The sequence below is a fragment of the Haladaptatus marinus genome, assembly GCF_051194195.1.
The window spans coordinates 1-16,811 of sequence record NZ_JBLZNK010000011.1; the positions used below are offsets into that span (position 1 = coordinate 1).

Below are 16,811 nucleotides of genomic sequence, written 5' to 3' on the forward strand. Positions count from 1 at the left end.
ATCGTCGAACTCGCAACGTCAGCCGCGCTCGACACCGTCTCGATTCACCGTGTTACAAACGCCTCACTCCAAATCGCAGGGAACGGGTATCAAGTCCAACTGCCGGGTGCTGCAGATGCAGGATTTCACATTGGTGATCAAGCGCCCTGCACGCCAGCGCCAAATCTGCTCGTGATTGCAGCAGAAGAATCGGGACGAGTGGCAGCCGATATAGTGACAATTCGGAAAGAGCAAGCCTGAAACCAGTAAGACTACTCGGTGTGCCGTTCGTCCAAATCGGCTCTGTTGAAATCCTCTTCTTTTGACACTGGCCATGGTAGAACTACTGGTCACTACACGCCCATATTGTTCGTCGCCCTTATTTCCTCAATTATATGATCTGGCACCAGACGAAAATAGAGAAGAGAATGGACAGCGGTTGATCGACACTAGCGTTGGATCGGCCCTTCAAGAGTGGGGTCGGCATCGAGGATTGTAGACACGGTCGGCTGTACATGCTCGAACTGTTCGGTCGGTTCCACGAGCTGTCGATTTGGATCATTGGTGATGAGCCCCTCTGAGGCCAACTTTGGGAGGTGAACGTGATGGAGTGAGAGGCGAATCTCTGCTATCACGTCTTCAGACGCCTCTGCAATTGAGGTCTGATGATTGTACTTGAGGATAGCCTGCGTGAGGTCATCGAGCGTCAACGACCGCTGTTCTTCTGCGAGTACTCCAAGTACGATACGACGATGCTGGTGTTGACACAGGTCGAGTACCGAGTCGAAGGCGGTAGATGATCCATTCATTGTTTTCACTATGGGTGCTCGACGGGCATCAGGATAGATTTTTCATACACAAACCGATTTTACATAGTCGTTCAGGATCGGCTGTGACTGCCGAGAGCGTACTCCCGAGGACGTGCTTGATCCCACCCCGGAGACGGGAACCGACGGCCTGCTGTGAGATGCCGAGTTCCTCGCCGAGTGCTTCCAATGTGACCTGCCGCGGGGAGTCGAAGTAACCGCGCTCGTAGGCGAGCACCAGTGCCTCTTGCTGGGTGTCGGTAAGGCCGTATTCAGTCGTCGTCTCCACCGGTGTGAGCGCGTGTAACTCCGTCAGCGTGATCGGGATGTCCAGCTCTCGACAGCGTCGTTGAAAGTCTGCGATGTTGCTTCGATCGTCGCCGCGGATCTCGAACGTCCACAGCTGATTTGTGCCAACGGCCTTGAGGAGTGGCACCTCTGTCTCCGTCAATACGGTTAGCACGTCGGCGTAGTCGAGCATCCACTCAACGCGTAACAGGTACTCGTCCTCGACAGAGTCAACGAGCCGAATCTCCTTCACGCCCGGGTGCTTGGTGAATGTGCTCTCGATGTCGGCGACTTCGGTTCCCCGTACCCAGAAGTAGGGGATTACCACGTCCCGCGCGGGGATCAGTCGCTCCAGTTCGACCGTCACGTTCGGCAGTTGGCTGAACACTGTTCCCAAGGGGAATTGGTCTGACGGAACCGTGAACGTCGCTTCGGTAGCCATCGTCTTTCCTGTGGGCTTCCAGACGTATAGGTCTACGACAAATCGTACCATGCTCAGGACGCCACCGTTCCCGGACGCTTGATCGCCCGGATATAGTTGCCTGCTGCCTCTGTACTGCTCGTTAGATAGCTCGGTCGAGGTTGTGGACAATACACGTTAGGGCGAGTTCACGAAACTGCTTCCACCAGCGTCGTGACCGGACGAACGCACCGTATTTCCGTTTGAGTCGGGAGTTCACCGTTTCGCTCTGGCTTCGCTGGCCGTAGAGTTCAGTATCCAACCGAGCGTTCCACGCTTTCTGAAGTGAGGAGAACTCTCGGTGTTTGATGAGCGGACGAATCGAATTTTCGCGGGCAATCGCCCGAACCTGCTGATCGTCATATCCCTTGTCTCCAAGCAGAACTCCGATTTCAGCTGCGTTGCGGTTGATCAGCGATGGTGCGATCTGCGTATCGTGTTTTCGGGTTGTTGTGACGTGGAGGTCAAGGATTGCGTTTGCTCTCGTATCGACTAAGAGTGTGACTTTTAGTTGTTGAACCGTCAGCTTCGCTCGTTTTGTGTAATGCTTTGAGGCGTGACTGCGGGCGAATCCTGAAGCGTCAATCCCCGCAACACTGTTAGTCGGGAGCAGTGAAACAGAGAGATTGAGAAGCACTCGCCAGACCGCCATATCGAGTCTATCGAACGCTTTGCACAGCGTTGACGGGGAAGGAAGTTCAGTGAGGTTGATCGCTTTCCGAATACGGGCCATCTCGATGAGTTCATCGAGGAGTGATCGGTAGGTTGTGTTCTTCCGAACTTTGAGACACAGGAGAACGATGTGCTGATGAATCGTGTAGCGTTGTTTCGAGAACTTCGAGGAGTATCGAGCCACAGTACGTTGCGCTAACTGAAATGCTTCTTCTACAAATTGGAGTAATCGTGACTTCGGGAGAGTCTGCATTCTGTCAAACTACCGCCCAAACTTGTAACTCCTCAGGGATTTCAACAGAGCCTCCAAATCCGAATAACCCACTTCTCGCGTATAAGCGAATACCAAAGTCAAGACAGTCGGAGACACATTAATAGGTCAGCCACTCATTTGTTCAAATAGAATCTATGGCTACCGACCGCCGCAGCAACACCGTGCAAAATAAAGAGGAGCTCGCGACGACGATCGGGCTCTACGTCCTTGGTGAAATCTCACTCGGGAAAGCCGCAGAGCGCACTGGTGTTACTCGCTGGGAAATGGAGGAAATCCTCCAGGATGCAGGCGTTGAGCTTCGCCTCGGTCCGCAAACCAAAGACGATCTTGAAGACGAAGTCGACGTTGCACTTGATATTGAATGAGCAAGCCATTCTCTCGCCCTCTTTTCCTTGATGCAACAGTTCTGAGTAACTACGCGAGTACCGACTCTATCGATTGGCTCGTTTCGACGTTTGATGGTCTCCAAACCGTCCCTGCCGTCAAGGATGAAATGTCACAGGGATACGACGCAGGATATACGTACCTGAAAAATGCGGTCGACGTGCTCGAGGTGGGTGAGATCAAGCTCAGAGAAAGCGCAGCCACAGAGCTTCAAGAGGAGTATCCAGAGATCCAGCAGCGGCTTGATCTCGGCGAAGCGGAGGCGCTTGTGGGTGCTCACGTGACTGGAGGAACACTCGCCACAGATGATGCACAAGGGCGTTCACTCGCATCGTCGTACGACGTTCCCGTGACTGGCTCAATTGGGCTTCTTGTCCGAGGAGTCGTCGAGGGGCAACTAACTGTTGAGACAGCAGATGAGTGGTTAACAACGTGGGTCGACAAGCGAAACTACTTTTCGCCGGTTGAGAGCGTGATGGCGGTACTACCGGACGGATTCGAGGAATAACGGATACCATCCTCTACGGTATCGGTGTAATCTCTTCCAACAGTATATAAAGCAGGATATATCCAGTCTTCCAAATCCAGCGATATCGGGGAGGTCATCTGGTTTTTCTGACTGATGTCTGACGTAGAACTAAGTTGTATGCAGAACACGGATAATATAGGACACAGGTACTACCCGTATTACCCGTGTCACACGGACAATACACATGACACTTGCAATCTCAATTGCGATGCAAAAAGGCGGCGTCGGGAAGACAACAACCGCGCTCAACCTCTCAGGAGCCCTCGCCGACCGAGGGAAGGAGGTGCTGCTTGTTGATGCTGATCCACAGGGATACGCGACAAAATCCCTCGGTCTCGGAGATCAATACCTGGTCGATGACATTACCATGTATGATGTGTTCCTTGATGCGAACAATTTCGACGAGGTCAACGAACTGGTTGTCGAGTACGATGAATTCGATGTCCTGCCCTCGCATCTCAGAATGTTCAAACTTGAAAAAGAGCTTCATTTTGAGCGACGAGCCGAGAAGCGGCTGTCGATGATGCTTGATGAGCTCGACAAAGAGTATGATTACATCATCATGGACTCACCGCCAAATCTCGGTCCACTCACCGACAACGCGATCATCGCATCGGAACACGTGTTGTTCCCGGCACAAGCCCACGAAGCTAGCAAAGACGCGCTTGAAATGCTATTTGACGAGATAGAATCGATCGAGAGCGAATTTGGGATTGATATTGTGACGATGGGAGCGGTCGTCAACATGACCACCCGTGATAATATTAACAAAGGGATGATCGACTGGTTCAACACCGCGTTTGGTGAAGAACACGTCTTCGAAATCCCAGATCGAGCTGCTCTTCGACGAGCATGGCAGCAAGGGAGATCGATTTTTGGGTATGAAGGTGAGCGACACGAAGAGAAAACGATCGAGGATCTGCAAAGTAGGTATAATGACCTGGCCGATCACGTGGAGGGTTACCAATGACTGAACAAGTAGACAAAAACGAGGAGCTGAGCGACCGATTTAGCACGCGAAGCAAACCGAAGAATAACTCGGATAGCACGGAAGATGCGAAGGATACGGGTGATAAAAGTGATCCGGGTGAGGTGAAGGATACGAGTGACACAGATGGTACAGGTGGTATGGGTGGCACGGGTCACACGGGTGAGGCAGATGACCAAGGTACCGTAAAAAAAGTACAAGATGCAGATGATACAGGTCACACGGATGGTGCAGATGATACGGAGAATGCGGGCCACACGGGTAATACGGGCCACACAAAGAACACGGATAGCACACGAAATCGAACGCAATACGTGATGTACCTACCAGATGATCTCCAGGAAGAGCTCAACAATCTCTACGATCAATACAACGGTCAAAGCTTGATCAACGGAAATGGAGGGATTGAGAAGCACAAAGACTTCCTCGAGGGATTAGTTCGAGCTGGGCTTGAAAACGACGATCTAGACGAGTATATCGGTGTGAAAGGCCAGTCGAAGTGAAATCCTGAGACTCACGACTCAAAGAGATCTGAAACACGGGCGTTACTTTGCTGCAAAGCATTCTCGACGATCTCCTGTCGTATATCCAGGCTATACAGGTAGTAGCTGCCGCCGTGAATACCATCATTCCGTTCATCATGTTGGATGAACCCCTTCAGTCGAAGCTGACTGATACGGTCATGGATGGTTCGGTCGGAAACAATATCCGAGCTAACAAGGTCAGCGACTACCTGGTACCGTTCGTAGATATCCGACCGTTTGCATGGTGTTTTACCTTCGCTCTCTAGTTGGAGTAAACTGAACAACGTCAACTGACTTTGTGTCGGTAAGGATTCGAGCTCGTCCTGTACTTTTCCTTTCTCGATTAAATCCCGAGCCTCTCGAACGTAGCTTTCGCCAACCTCCGAATCGTCCCGTGTACGCGCCAGATCTCCCGCTTTATACAACAATTTTAACGCCTGTCTCGCGCTTCCTGATTCTTGAGCTGAAAACGCCGAACACAATGGAATCGTATCACCGTCCAAAACCCCATCACGAAACGCGTTCGTCGCACGCTGTTTGAGGATATTTCGAAGTTGGTTTGCATCATATGGTGGGAAGTGGATCTCCTCGTCGCAGAGGCTGTCTTTCACGCGTGCACTCAGATTATCCCGGAACGTGAAGTCATTCGAGATCCCGATAACGCCGACTAGTGTATCATCTACACTCTCGTTGTCGTTCGCTCGTGGCAGTTCATAGAGGATGTCGTCGTCATTGCCAATCGAATCGATCTCGTCCAGAACAACGAGCAAGTGGGTTGCATCTAAGTCGTTGATATGATTCCACAGCATCTGGTACACTTGGCTTGACGCATATCCCGTGGACGGAATTTTCTCGGTCGTATCTCGGAATTGGTTCACGAGATCAACCGATACCTGATAGCTGCTAGACGCAGATTTGCAGTTCAGGTTTACAACTTCGATATTGAGATCGTCATAGTTCTCTTGGTCGGATAGTAACTGGTTCAATACGAGCCGAGTTGCAAGGGTCTTCCCGACACCAGTTTGACCATATAAGAAGATGTTTTTCGGCGGAGCAGCATTAATGACGGGACGGAGTGCTTCCTGGTACTCGGATAATTCAGCATCACGCTCTACTAGTTCTTCCGGACGATAGTTATCACGGAGAACAGCTTCGTTGACGAAGATTGGGTCATCCCGAGTGAATTCCTTCAACCCCATTGTTTCTGATATGAGACCATGATGGTATAGTATATAAAACCCGGCGTTCACGAGCAACATGAGCTTCACCAGCTTCACGAGTTGCTAACTCTTTAAGTACAGTCCCTCTCCGTTTTTCACGAGAAGGCCTCCACAAACCACTGGGGGACTGCTACAGGGATCAGCTTCCCGTGTATCTTGGTTAGAAAACACTCGGTGTATAACCATAGTAAACGCTTTGAAGAATGGAAAGATTTAACACTGTGTTTGTTATACTAGTCCGTAGTAGGTCTAGTCTAGTGGCGCATGGACTAGAAAATAAGTGTTTTTAGCGCCATCGGGCTTTCTCAAGAGAGAGCTCGTGAAAAGTGGTGTGTGGGTGTCTCGACCCGGTGTGCCAACGTGTAGCATGGGCTCGTGAAATTTGGAGTGTCAGACGTACCGCTGTCTGCCAAATCCAGCTATACAGCGTTACGCTCACCAGTACAATATACTAATGCCAATTCCAGATCGAGCCATCTCCACGTTTTGATTCAACCTCAGTATATTGCTACTTGGGAGGTTGAATCCGTTGAATGATTAGTTCACGTGAAGTTCTGTGAGTTGATTCATAACCGCATCCGTCCAGGTGTCCAGTTCGTGCTGGAGCCACTTTGTGGTCTTATCGAGCGACTGTGCAACATGGAAATATTTGACGCCCCCGTCAGCGGCATTCCGGGGATACCGAGTCACAAATTCTTGTCCGAGAAGCGATTTCAATTGTTTACCAATTGTACTGGGATCGCGGTCAAGAATATCTGCAATCTCTGCGATTGAGCAGTGTGGATGATCGAGTATCACCAAATATACGCGAAATTCAGCTTCGTTGATTCCGCAAACCGTTGCCATTGCGTCCGTCAGTTCCACATTAGGGCTTCTTTCGAGAAGTTGCTGAAACGCCTGGGTTCGTCTGGAGGGGTTCTCTGCTTGACCATCAGAGCATGCCGATTTTCCCGCTATTTTGTCGTCTGCTATTTCCATAGCAGAATTATCTAGTGATGACTAATAGGTTTTTCCGACACACCAACAAAAGCATGCGACGGGATTCTATTCAACCTGATTACGATGTTATCCGTTTCGTGTTGTTTATAGCCACTGCAAAGAAAATCGCTGGTGTGTCATCTGACGAGCGCATTCGAGGACTTCTCGAACTCACCCGGCCAGGGAATGCCATTGCGTCGGGCGTACTGACGTTTACTGGCGCGTTCGTTGCTCAAGGCAGCGAAATTCTGTCCCATCTTGGCGCGAGCAGTGCCGCCGTCGTCACAACGATTCTTGCTACTGGTGCGGGTATGGCTATCAACGACTACTTCGATCGGGATATCGACCGAATCAACAACCCCGAGCGGCCCATTCCGCGTGGTGCAGTCTCCCCCAGAACTGTCCTCATCTTTAGTCTTGTCTTGTTTGCTATCGCTGGCACACTCGCTCTGATGCTTCCGATGCTGGCAACGGGTATCGCCATTCTCAATCTTGTTGCGCTCGTCACGTATACAGAATTCTTCAAAGGGCTGCCGGGGGTCGGCAACCTGCTTGTGTCGTACCTTGGCGGGAGTACATTCCTGTTCGGTGCAGCCGCTGTCGGCAATTTGAGTCCGGCAGTTGGTGTCCTGTTCCTGTTAGCAGCACTGTCGACGTTCGCACGCGAAGTAATCAAGGACGTCGAGGATCTTGCAGGCGATCGCGAGGAAGGACTGAATACACTTCCAATCTCGATCGGTCGACAGCCAGCACTGTTGATCGCGATGGTAGTACTCCTTGTCGGGATGCTCGCGAGTCCGATACCGTATTTCATTGGCACCTTTGGCACAGCGTATCTCGTCTTAGTTGCACCGGCGGTTCTCCTCATGCTCTACTCCGGCTATCGAAGTTTCGACGACCCAGCGGGCGGGCAGTCACTATTGAAGTACGGGATGTATATCTCGGCAGTGGCATTCATCGGCGGACGCTTAACCCTCCTTGTGTGAAATGCGTATCTGCCTCAGAAAAAGCCACATCGCAGATGAACCACTATTTTGAGTTCTCTCGCTCCTTCATCCACATCGGTAGGCCATCCTGAGTTTGAAGCGTGAGTTCGGGTTCAATCGACATCGAGTCGTCTTCTCCTTTCCACTCAAATACCCAGCCTTGCCCAATCGTCGCCAACACCAGTGTTGCTTCGAGCAGCGCAAAGTCGCGCCCAATACACGTCCGACGCCCACCACCAAACGGCATGTACGCGTATTCGGGCAACTGATCTTCTAAGTCTGCTTCCCATCGATCCGGTCGGAACGACTCCGGATCGTCGTAGAATCGCTCGTCACGATGGACGGCAAAGATACTCAGATGCACCTCTTCATCGGCCGGCAGCTCATATCCGTTGACCTCGACTGCCCGAGTAGTTTGACGGGGTATCGTGTGGACTGATGGATACAGCCGCATGGTCTCTTTGACAATCCGACGCGTGAGCGTGAGGTTCTCAATATCTGCATGCGTCGGTGCATCGCCATCAAGGACAGAATCGAGTTCCTCATGAAATGCGTCTTGGATCTCCGGATGCGTAGCAAGAGAGTACCAGGCAAATGCAAGAGCCGATGCCGTGGTCTCGTATCCCGCGAAGATCATTGTAATCATCACTCCCTCAACTTCCTTCTGGCTCAACTGATTCCCATCCGTTGCTTCGCGTGCTTCCTTGAGTTTCGAGAGAAGCGTCTCTGAGTGATGAGTGTCGATGTTATCCGATGGGGCCTGCTCTGCGAGAAGCTCGCGAATTTCTGTTCGAAGTCGTTCTTTCGAGTGCTTAAAATCACGACGAGAGAGGGTTGGAACCCAATTCGGCAACAGCCAGGATGTGGGTGCAAACCAGCTGTTGAGACCATCTGCTGCAGTACGAAGATCGTCACCCTCTCCAGGCTGAAGTTCGCGGCCAAAGAGTGTCGCGAACAGCACCTCAAGGGTAAGATTCTGCATTTCGGTTTCCATGTCGCGAATTTCTCGATGGCGCCAAGTATCGAGACGGCGTTGTGTTGTCGCTACCATGGAGTCGCTGTACTCTGCAACCTGCCTTCGGGTAAAAAACGATTGGAGTACACCCCGCTGTCGACGCCATTGATCACCCTCTGCCGCAAGTACACCATCTGCAAATGCGGTTTGAAAATCATCGGTCTTGCCAAAGGCATCGATTTCGGTTACCAGGGCTTGTTTAAAGTAGTCTGGATGAGCGAGTGCGAATACTTGACTGCCTGGCAGTTTCATCCGATAGACGTCGCCACACTCTTCGATTGCTCGGTCGACGAAATCGAACGGACCCTGGGCGAAATCGATCGTATGGCCGATAAAGGGATGTCCTTCAGGAGTTGGAGGGTGGCGGAGATTTGATTTCATAATATTGTATCCTGTGACACCATAAATAAAACCAGTGAGGCCCGACTCTCTTGCCATTTTATAGGAATTAGTTGAACATATTGGCTATATTTCCATATATTTTGAATTCACACAGTCAACTTCGTAATTATATAAACAACATAAACAAAAAACTACTGTAGGAGATGACGATATGACTACTATGGATTGTCGAGCGATGAATCCACTGTCTGGTGAAGAACTGGTTGTCCGAGATGAAATCAACGAGGCGATTGATTCAAACCGTTTGCTTGTACTCCGCACGATCAATTCGCTCTCGAATCCAGTCACTCAAATCGATATCACCAATGAGATCGACCCAATTCGACAAGTGGTCTCAACTCACCTCGCTGTGCTTCAGGATCGAGGGTTCGTAAATCGTGATGAGAACAAAATCGAGCTGACTGCTGGCGGTCTTTTGTTTCTTGATGCGTTTGATACATGTCTTGAGACCCTTTCAGAGGAAGAATTGGGCCTCCTCACTCGCTCCGACTATCTGCTCCCTATTTTGGAAGCACTGACGAGTGAACCGTACCGAGTCCATGAGTTCCAAACAGCACTCGATGAGCCACCCTCTGATTCCACAATCAGGCGTGCTCTGTCCGACTTCGTCGAGAAAGACTGGGTAGGAGGGGGTCGTGGTGAATACCAAATCACAGAAACCGGTCGGCAAGTGCTGTCGGCCTATACTGACTTAGCAGCATCGCTCACGCAGCTTATCGAGAAAGCGCCCTGGTTCCAACGCCTCCCACCAGAAAATGCGACCGTCCCAATCCAGGCGCTCGCTGACGCCGAGTTAACCATCTCGAACCCGAGTAGCCCCTCTTCCGTTTTGACCACAGCATTGGCACTCTACGACAGGAACGTTGACCGATTTCGCGGAATGAGTTCTATTTACAATTCGCTCCTTTTCAAAACCTACAACAAGATTCAGCAATTCAATATCGGGCCGAACTATGAGGTCATCGTGGATCGACCAACGTTTTTCAAGATGCTTGAGACGACTGATTTTGAGTATCAGGTTGACGATGAGGATATCGACGGTGATGACCCACTGGTTCTAGACACATCTCATACGCTTGGCATCGGTATCTATGACGAACGAAAAGTAGCAATTGGTGCGTATAACAAGTTCGGACGGGGCCAGCACATTGCGATGATTGTGAGTTCGGATGATCGTATTGTCGAATGGGCCATTGATCTGTACGAAACCTATCGTGAGCAAGCGAAGCACCCGACCGAAATGGAGCTAGCTCCGTACTAGAGGTCGTTATACGCTTATTTTCTCCATTAGTCTGCTTTTGCTGTGGTATCTAAAAATGTCGTCTCTATTTTCATTGTTTCATACGAATTAACATCGTTAACTGCGATGCAAATAATACATCCCGGTGAGAAGCAATAGCCACGCCGGAGGTGAGTTCCCGACCCACGCGCCTGGATAGCTCGTCAGTTGACGTTGTCCGGGCGGCACACGCTAACCGCATGGCTCTCGGGATAACTGCTGCCGGTGCGCAAAGCAGCGAACGTCTGTGGGATCTAAGCACTCGTTCGCGGGCGCACCGACCGTCTCTGGCGTAGCATGACCCAGTTACAAGTCTATGATCATGTCCCAGAGTACTCGAAACTACGAATCCAGTTCTTGTAAAGTTTCCCCGCTGTCGGACGCGCAGTGCCGGCTAAATCAGTGGGCAAAGTCTTCAGAGCAGAATCATCCGAGTTCGTTGTCGACGGACCCCTCCACATCCTCTCCACGCCTCTCAACGCGCGTCTCCTCGCTGACGACAGCCAACGAACTCAAGCAGCATCCGTACCGTGATCCAGATCGGCTGCGGACTGTCTTTGAGCAGGAAGGAACAATCGCTGGCACCGCTGCCCACTTCGACGTGTCAGAAACCACAGCTCGCCTGTGGTTGATTCAGTATGAGCTGTACGATCCCGAACGGCAAGGAATGTCATCTGTTGCGAATCGGTTAGGAGAGCTGTCGCCCGAGGATCTTGGACTTCCACCATTGGGGGAACACCAATGAGAGCGACGGATTTCGGAGGTGAACACTGATGGCTCCCGAATTGGCGTCTGAGAACGATAACGAGAATGCGATCTCGGATGACGATGTAACCCCCGCAATAGGGATCGACATGCCCGAGCCGAGCACATCGAATGCGAGTACGGCTGAGCAGGAGCTCCCAAGCCGCGAAACGATGTGGGCAGTGATCCAGCAGCAGGCCGAGCAGATCGACACGCTAGAAGAGCGCCTGGAGACGGTAGAGCAAGATCGTGAGAACGCCGAGAAGAAACGTGCGAAGGACCGGAGCCGTCTGAGTGCACTCGAGGAAACAACCGACGAAATACAGGACGACGTCGACGATCTTGTGGACCATGAAGAGAAGAACGCTCGGACACGGGCGTCTGTAACACGAATCATCAATCTGGTGCGCGATTACGAGAGTGCGGACGGAGTGGACGATGAGTCGGAGAACCTCGCCGCGGAAGCGTCCAACGTTGGTCGGCAACTCTTCGAGACGGTCCAGCAGTCAGAACAGAATACCGAGCTCATGAACTTCCGCGAGAAGCGTGCAGAGAGCCGGCAAATCGAAGACAAGTATCTCGCCGTGCTGGAAGCGGGACAGCAGCTCGCGACGGAAAACGAGACAATGATTGCCCGGATGAATTATCGGAAGGTCGCAACGCACTACGGGTGTGCGTACAAGAACGATGGCTATCGGGTGATGGAGGAGATGGCCGAGCGTGTGCCCGGTGTGACCTACAAGGAGTCGAAGAATCTCGGACCAGAGACAATGGGTGTTGGCGGTCGTCACATCCAGATCTCGTTTGCGCATCCCGATCTTGCCGGATGGATGCGTGCCCACAAAGCTGACACAGGAGGGAACTAACCACGGACGGAGCGGATTATAACGTTGTAATCACGGGGATTCCACGAACCCCCCTCTGTGGCGGTCCCACCGCAAGAGATTCACACCGCGTTGCCGGTGACACACGGTGGTAACGGTTGTACGGCTACTGTGGAGTGCGTCATTTTCTGCGTCTGTTTCTGCGAAACGAGGGGGGTTGTCTCGGCCAACCCCCCTTATTACAATGTTGTAATCGATCGCGCCTCTTCGCCCCGCACAACCCAGCTACCGATCTCGTCTTCTTCTGTAGAAGAGGTGAACGACATGATCCGAGGTAGTTGAATGGAACCTGCGCTGAGTCACCGACCAAGGAGCCGTGCCAGCAGGCCGCCAGAGTTGTTGTCAGCGGATTCTGCTGGTCGCAATGCAGTTTCCTTCCGTGCCTTGTTCGCGTACTTCTGTGCTTCCTGCGCTTCGGAGAGACGTGCATTCAGGGTTTGTTTGTCAGCTTGGAGTTCTGCGATTCGTTCGTCTTTCTCATCGAGAAGATCCTGGGTTCGATTGAGTTCGCCTTTCAAACGTTCTGATTTCTTGAGAAATTCTTCTCGTTCCTTTCGTAATTCCTCGTCCCCATTCTGATTGTCTTCATTTTCACTTCGTATTGCTTCGTAATGGTTCAGCTTTTCTCGCAGAAGGCTACTTACCGAGATATCCCGTCTTTCGGCTTCTTGGCGGTATTGTTCGGCCGTATCGTCGTGTATACGCACCGAGAGGGGTTCCATACGATTGTATACAAACCGTTACGCTTCGCATTTTCTAATGTCAAATGATACTTTATGCTCTATCTCTATACTATCGTTATTTCTGTATTAGCTTCCTCCAACCTGACGGCGGACATAAGTTGAGACTGTCGCTCTCAATGCATAGTGTACTATGGTGCAGGGATCACTCTTATTCAAAAGGAAAGCCGAGTGTTTTGATGCTCACTCCTTGTTTGCGTTTCGTTCAGAGCCACCCATCAGGCAGTTCGTCGGCGTGAGTATGCATTAGTTGGACGAGTGGCCGAATGTCATCGAATCGAGGACCCTTCCTCACTTCGTTCGTCTCCCGATTCCATTCGATGAAGCCTGCATCTTCTAGTTTCGGAAGATGGGTGTGGGTCATCTGGATCCTGAGATTCTCGACATCCTTGTCCTCGATTGTGAGGTTTGCAATTTGTGTGTCCGTATCATCTTGTGGATTGTGTTCGAGGAGTGCAATAAGCAATCTGCGCCGGTAGTTGTTTGCAAGCGCGTCAAGACAGATGTCAAGTGGTGTGTGTGTCATTTCTTTCATGGGCTGGTCGCCTCCTCATTCCTCTCTGTATACCGGCGAGAAAACGCAAGTAGTCCCGCGACCATCGGCTGCTTCTGATAGTGAACCTCCTGCTGGAGGATGTCGTATGTGATGAGTCCCGCTGCGTCCAATAGTGGCAAGTGGTAGTGATGCAACGTTTCTAATTCTAACGCACCTGATTCACGGGGTTCCTCCGATGGCGACTCCGACGTGTCTCCACTAGTAGTGGCATGCACATGTGCAACGAGGTCTGCCACATCGACTACGTTTTCCGTGATTCCATCCAAATACTGCAGAATGGCTCGGCGGTACTTGTCACGCGCAACGTCGAATAGTACTTCGATCGGCGGCGGGGGTGGCTCTTCGGCGGGCGATTTTACGTGAGAATCGTGTCTTTTGCTATCAAAACTCACTCTGGGCATGATTATCTAATACACTCACTGTAGTAACAAGAGGGGTGCCTTCACAGGCGAGGGCTCTTATACCAGACGTACTATTGCAGCCACCTCTCGATTGTTCCCTTCGGAGGTGAAGGTACCTAGGAGAAAATCATACATCTGTTCCAGTGCTATACTTAGTGGATGGCTCACTATGGTTCGCACAGACTATGGGAGAGACACGAAATAGGAGATACAGACCATGATTGTGATTGCTGATCTGAGTATCCCCGCCGATGCGTTCCCGTTGGGCCGTATCCTGGACGAATACCCCGAGGTAGAGATCGAACTCGAACGCATCATCCCACTCCGGAACGCTATTATTCCGTTGTTCTGGGTGAGTAATGGCGACACAGAGGAAATCGAAGCAACGCTCACCGAAGATCCATTAACTGAGAGTGTAACGCCACTCACACAGACTGATTCACGCGTCTTGTACGAGGTCGAATGGAGTCCTGATGTCAACGGCGTCGTCCAATCCATGTTCGAATCTGATGCCCGATTACTCGAAGCAGAAGGCACCGTTGACGTGTGGGACTTCCGGCTTCAGTTCCGCACCCGGAGTGACCTTGCGAAATTTCGGACTGCCTGCGAGGAGAACGACGTCCCAGTGACGCTGCGCCGGTTGTATAATCCTGCGCTCCCCGAGGATAATGGCCAACTCTCGGCCCGACAGTACGAGGCACTTGTTTCTGCGTACAAAGGCGGGTATTTCGAGGTTCCGCGCGGAACCTCGATGAGTGCACTCGGCACAGAATTTGGGATTAGTGACAGTGCTGTCTCTCAACGGCTTCGTCGCGGGACTGCTGCGCTCATTGCCGAGACGCTGCTCCCCGAGTATTCTCAATCCTAGGATTCCTTCGTTGCTGAAGGCTATCGTGGCACAGTCGTCTTTTGAGTCGGTAGCCATGCAGCGTGTCGTCTGCTTCTTCTCGTCCTTTACGGGCCCAGTATCGGCGGTCTAACTGCCTGCACCACTGGAGGTGCCAATCTAGACCTGGTGTTCTCACCTTCAGTGGTGCAGGTAAGAACTTCATCACTGCAGATATTACTCCACAGGTTCCTTCACTACCGAAGGAAAACACTCTAAGGGTAGGATGCATACAGAAGACCATGGAGCGAGACGACCATCCATCGGTTGATGAGATTTTTGCGGTGCTCACGTACCCTCGTCGGAGACTCCTCCTCCAGTATTTTAAGCACAATCCTAATCCGATCGACCTTGATGACCTCGCAGCGCGCGTCGCCCGTTGGGAACAACAGCCAGCTGCAGTCCCAGCAGAGATTGAGATCGACCAGGTTTCCACGGCGCTCCACAAAACGCATCTACCGCAAATCGATGCAATCGGGCTGATCAACTATGATCCCGACAGCCAAACGATCCACTATAACCAGAGGAAGATTACAGCCATGATGGAAAATGCCATCAATACTATCGAATTTCTCTATACCGTAGAGCCCGATGATGATTGATCAGTAGTATGGCTGCGTAACTCTCTCCGAAGCTTACGCGGTTGGGAGTGGCTATCCGTGTTTGTGAAAGCGGTGACTGTTGGACATTGAGTGTACCACTAGCGAGGAAGAGAGGTGGCTACTCACTCGAAGATGGGACCTTTTATTTCATATTATATATCTCAATTAACTTCTGTACAGAGCGTCTATAAATGACGACCTCCACGTATCAGTGGCCGATCTATGATGCGACGCCACTGTATGACCGAGGCCCACTCGGTGTTCTCGAAGAGGACATTCGGACCATTGGGAAGGTCTAGTTCGAGCATGGCGCTCATGAGTCAGTCGAGCCCTTCGTTTCTTCCACTGCCGCACGTTTGATGTAGCGACATGTGATTTATATATCCTCGAATGGCTGTTATCGGTCGATAGGGGATTTGTATCGGCTGTTTACACTGGAAGTGGTGGTGTGTTTGATACTTCCGCTTAAATCCATAAGCGGAAGTAACCAACCCCCGGTACCCCCACATCGATCTGTGCTCAGTTCGTACGGACAAAGATCTTCTCGCGCGATGATTTTACCTTCTATGCCACGGCTTCTTACATCGTCGCAACGGAGTGCTCAAATCGGTCTTCGAACTCCGATGAGTAATTACGGGGCCTAACGACCTCCAGAATTTCGTTAGCATATAATACTAACCGTACGCGACGGCTTCGTCGCCGACACTGTACAGGGGGAAGACTATCATTCGGAGCAGGGAATGTGATTCCCGAGTGATTCGACGGCACGTTCACAATGAGGACACTGAATAGACGAACTGCTCCCATGGCTGCACTTGCCGCGAATATGGTACCATACATCGCTTGGAGGCCGCTCTACTCGATCGGCGATTTCGTTGGGTGAAAAGCCATCGTTGTCGAATCGCTGAATCCGTTCACACTCATCGACCGAGATTGCAGTCGGATTCGACTGATACGACATATGGCCGAATTGTAGAGGAATCAATTTGAACGCTAGTATTTCATTACGCGTTTGAGTTCAGCAGTATCTATGAGCCTGCTACACCGTGGTCCTCTAAAAAGAGATCAATGGTCTCCCATCTCAATTTTCGTTTGACCTAGTCGCTGTCTGTACCGGCGTAGTGTCCGATACACTCACATGCCATTTCTCTGTTTGTACGAAAATTCCTCCACTTCTGGGAGCAATACGAATGGGTTCATTGATCATCTGCGGG

At 51.3% G+C, this 16,811-nt stretch carries 18 protein-coding genes and 1 pseudogene; 10 read left to right on the plus strand and 9 right to left on the minus strand.

Annotation, left to right across the window (positions count from 1 at the left end; translation table 11 throughout):
- A pseudogene (locus tag ACN2TU_RS26480) lies at positions 1 to 240 on the plus strand (hypothetical protein); the annotation flags it as partial.
- Positions 241 to 428: 188 nt separating this feature from the next.
- On the opposite strand, the gene ACN2TU_RS26485 reads toward ACN2TU_RS26480, so the two are convergent.
- The 3 genes from ACN2TU_RS26485 to ACN2TU_RS26495 all read right to left on the minus strand — a co-directional run bounded on the left by ACN2TU_RS26485 (position 429) and on the right by ACN2TU_RS26495 (position 2,458).
- Positions 429 to 788 carry a DUF7344 domain-containing protein gene (locus tag ACN2TU_RS26485; RefSeq protein ID WP_435159788.1) on the minus strand — a complete coding sequence of 120 codons (360 nt, stop codon included), beginning with the start codon at positions 786 to 788 and terminating at the stop codon, positions 429 to 431.
- A gap of 28 nt (positions 789 to 816) precedes the next feature.
- On the minus strand, positions 817 to 1,515 hold the full coding sequence (locus ACN2TU_RS26490; protein WP_435159854.1) for a helix-turn-helix domain-containing protein: 699 nt from the start codon (positions 1,513 to 1,515) through the stop codon (positions 817 to 819).
- Positions 1,516 to 1,636: 121 nt separating this feature from the next.
- A complete protein-coding gene (locus ACN2TU_RS26495) occupies positions 1,637 to 2,458 on the minus strand; it encodes an IS5 family transposase (RefSeq protein WP_435159789.1) in 822 nt (273 codons plus the stop codon).
- Between the two features lie 155 nt (positions 2,459 to 2,613).
- Here ACN2TU_RS26495 and ACN2TU_RS26500 point away from each other — a divergent pair, with 155 nt between their 5' ends.
- The 4 genes from ACN2TU_RS26500 to ACN2TU_RS26515 all read left to right on the plus strand — a co-directional run bounded on the left by ACN2TU_RS26500 (position 2,614) and on the right by ACN2TU_RS26515 (position 4,883).
- Positions 2,614 to 2,844: a DUF7317 family protein gene (locus ACN2TU_RS26500; RefSeq protein WP_069452556.1), complete on the plus strand. Its 231-nt coding sequence runs from the start codon at positions 2,614 to 2,616 to the stop codon at positions 2,842 to 2,844.
- Positions 2,841 to 3,371 carry a PIN domain-containing protein gene (locus ACN2TU_RS26505; RefSeq protein ID WP_435159790.1) on the plus strand — a complete coding sequence of 177 codons (531 nt, stop codon included), beginning with the start codon at positions 2,841 to 2,843 and terminating at the stop codon, positions 3,369 to 3,371. Before ACN2TU_RS26500 ends, ACN2TU_RS26505 begins: the two co-directional genes overlap by 4 nt.
- Positions 3,372 to 3,576: 205 nt before the next feature.
- Entirely contained in the window at positions 3,577 to 4,362 is a 786-nt protein-coding gene (locus ACN2TU_RS26510; protein ID WP_435159791.1) for a ParA family protein, read from the plus strand.
- Entirely contained in the window at positions 4,359 to 4,883 is a 525-nt protein-coding gene (locus ACN2TU_RS26515; protein WP_435159792.1) for a DUF8160 family protein, read from the plus strand. The genes ACN2TU_RS26510 and ACN2TU_RS26515 overlap by 4 nt, the downstream gene beginning before the upstream one ends.
- A gap of 11 nt (positions 4,884 to 4,894) precedes the next feature.
- Here ACN2TU_RS26515 and ACN2TU_RS26520 read toward each other — a convergent pair whose 3' ends face one another.
- Together ACN2TU_RS26520 and ACN2TU_RS26525 are read right to left on the minus strand one after the other, a co-directional pair.
- Complete coding sequence (locus ACN2TU_RS26520; RefSeq protein WP_435159855.1) at positions 4,895 to 6,103, minus strand: Cdc6/Cdc18 family protein; 1,209 nt, start codon at positions 6,101 to 6,103, stop codon at positions 4,895 to 4,897.
- Positions 6,104 to 6,661: 558 nt separating this feature from the next.
- Positions 6,662 to 7,102, minus strand: a complete 441-nt coding sequence (locus ACN2TU_RS26525; RefSeq protein ID WP_435159793.1) for a helix-turn-helix domain-containing protein — start codon at positions 7,100 to 7,102, stop codon at positions 6,662 to 6,664.
- A gap of 134 nt (positions 7,103 to 7,236) precedes the next feature.
- Between ACN2TU_RS26525 and ACN2TU_RS26530 the strand changes: the two genes are divergently transcribed.
- Entirely contained in the window at positions 7,237 to 8,088 is an 852-nt protein-coding gene (locus ACN2TU_RS26530) for a geranylgeranylglycerol-phosphate geranylgeranyltransferase (RefSeq protein WP_435159794.1), read from the plus strand.
- 43 nt (positions 8,089 to 8,131) lie between these two features.
- Here ACN2TU_RS26530 and ACN2TU_RS26535 read toward each other — a convergent pair whose 3' ends face one another.
- Entirely contained in the window at positions 8,132 to 9,541 is a 1,410-nt protein-coding gene (locus tag ACN2TU_RS26535; protein ID WP_435159795.1) for a cytochrome P450, read from the minus strand.
- 115 nt (positions 9,542 to 9,656) lie between these two features.
- Between ACN2TU_RS26535 and ACN2TU_RS26540 the strand changes: the two genes are divergently transcribed.
- Entirely contained in the window at positions 9,657 to 10,766 is a 1,110-nt protein-coding gene (locus ACN2TU_RS26540) for a helix-turn-helix transcriptional regulator (RefSeq protein ID WP_435159796.1), read from the plus strand.
- A gap of 791 nt (positions 10,767 to 11,557) precedes the next feature.
- A complete protein-coding gene (locus ACN2TU_RS26545; protein ID WP_435159797.1) occupies positions 11,558 to 12,394 on the plus strand; it encodes a hypothetical protein in 837 nt (278 codons plus the stop codon).
- Positions 12,395 to 12,711: 317 nt separating this feature from the next.
- On the opposite strand, the gene ACN2TU_RS26550 is transcribed toward ACN2TU_RS26545, so the two are convergent.
- The 3 genes from ACN2TU_RS26550 to ACN2TU_RS26560 all read right to left on the minus strand — a co-directional run bounded on the left by ACN2TU_RS26550 (position 12,712) and on the right by ACN2TU_RS26560 (position 14,109).
- The gene (locus tag ACN2TU_RS26550) at positions 12,712 to 13,119 is read right to left on the minus strand and encodes a hypothetical protein (RefSeq protein WP_435159798.1); all 408 of its coding nucleotides are present in this window, start codon (positions 13,117 to 13,119) and stop codon (positions 12,712 to 12,714) included.
- A 238-nt stretch (positions 13,120 to 13,357) separates the two neighbouring features.
- Positions 13,358 to 13,687, minus strand: a complete 330-nt coding sequence (locus tag ACN2TU_RS26555; protein WP_435159799.1) for a DUF7344 domain-containing protein — start codon at positions 13,685 to 13,687, stop codon at positions 13,358 to 13,360.
- Positions 13,684 to 14,109 carry a DUF7344 domain-containing protein gene (locus ACN2TU_RS26560; RefSeq protein WP_435159800.1) on the minus strand — a complete coding sequence of 142 codons (426 nt, stop codon included), beginning with the start codon at positions 14,107 to 14,109 and terminating at the stop codon, positions 13,684 to 13,686. The genes ACN2TU_RS26555 and ACN2TU_RS26560 overlap by 4 nt, the downstream gene beginning before the upstream one ends.
- Positions 14,110 to 14,326: 217 nt before the next feature.
- On the opposite strand from ACN2TU_RS26560, the gene ACN2TU_RS26565 reads away from it, so the two are divergent.
- Positions 14,327 to 14,977 (plus strand): helix-turn-helix domain-containing protein, encoded by a 651-nt coding sequence (locus ACN2TU_RS26565; protein WP_435159801.1) that lies wholly within the window; start codon positions 14,327 to 14,329, stop codon positions 14,975 to 14,977.
- Between the two features lie 260 nt (positions 14,978 to 15,237).
- The gene (locus ACN2TU_RS26570; RefSeq protein WP_435159802.1) at positions 15,238 to 15,597 is read left to right on the plus strand and encodes a DUF7344 domain-containing protein; all 360 of its coding nucleotides are present in this window, start codon (positions 15,238 to 15,240) and stop codon (positions 15,595 to 15,597) included.
- The last annotated feature ends 1,214 nt before the right edge of the window (positions 15,598 to 16,811 follow it).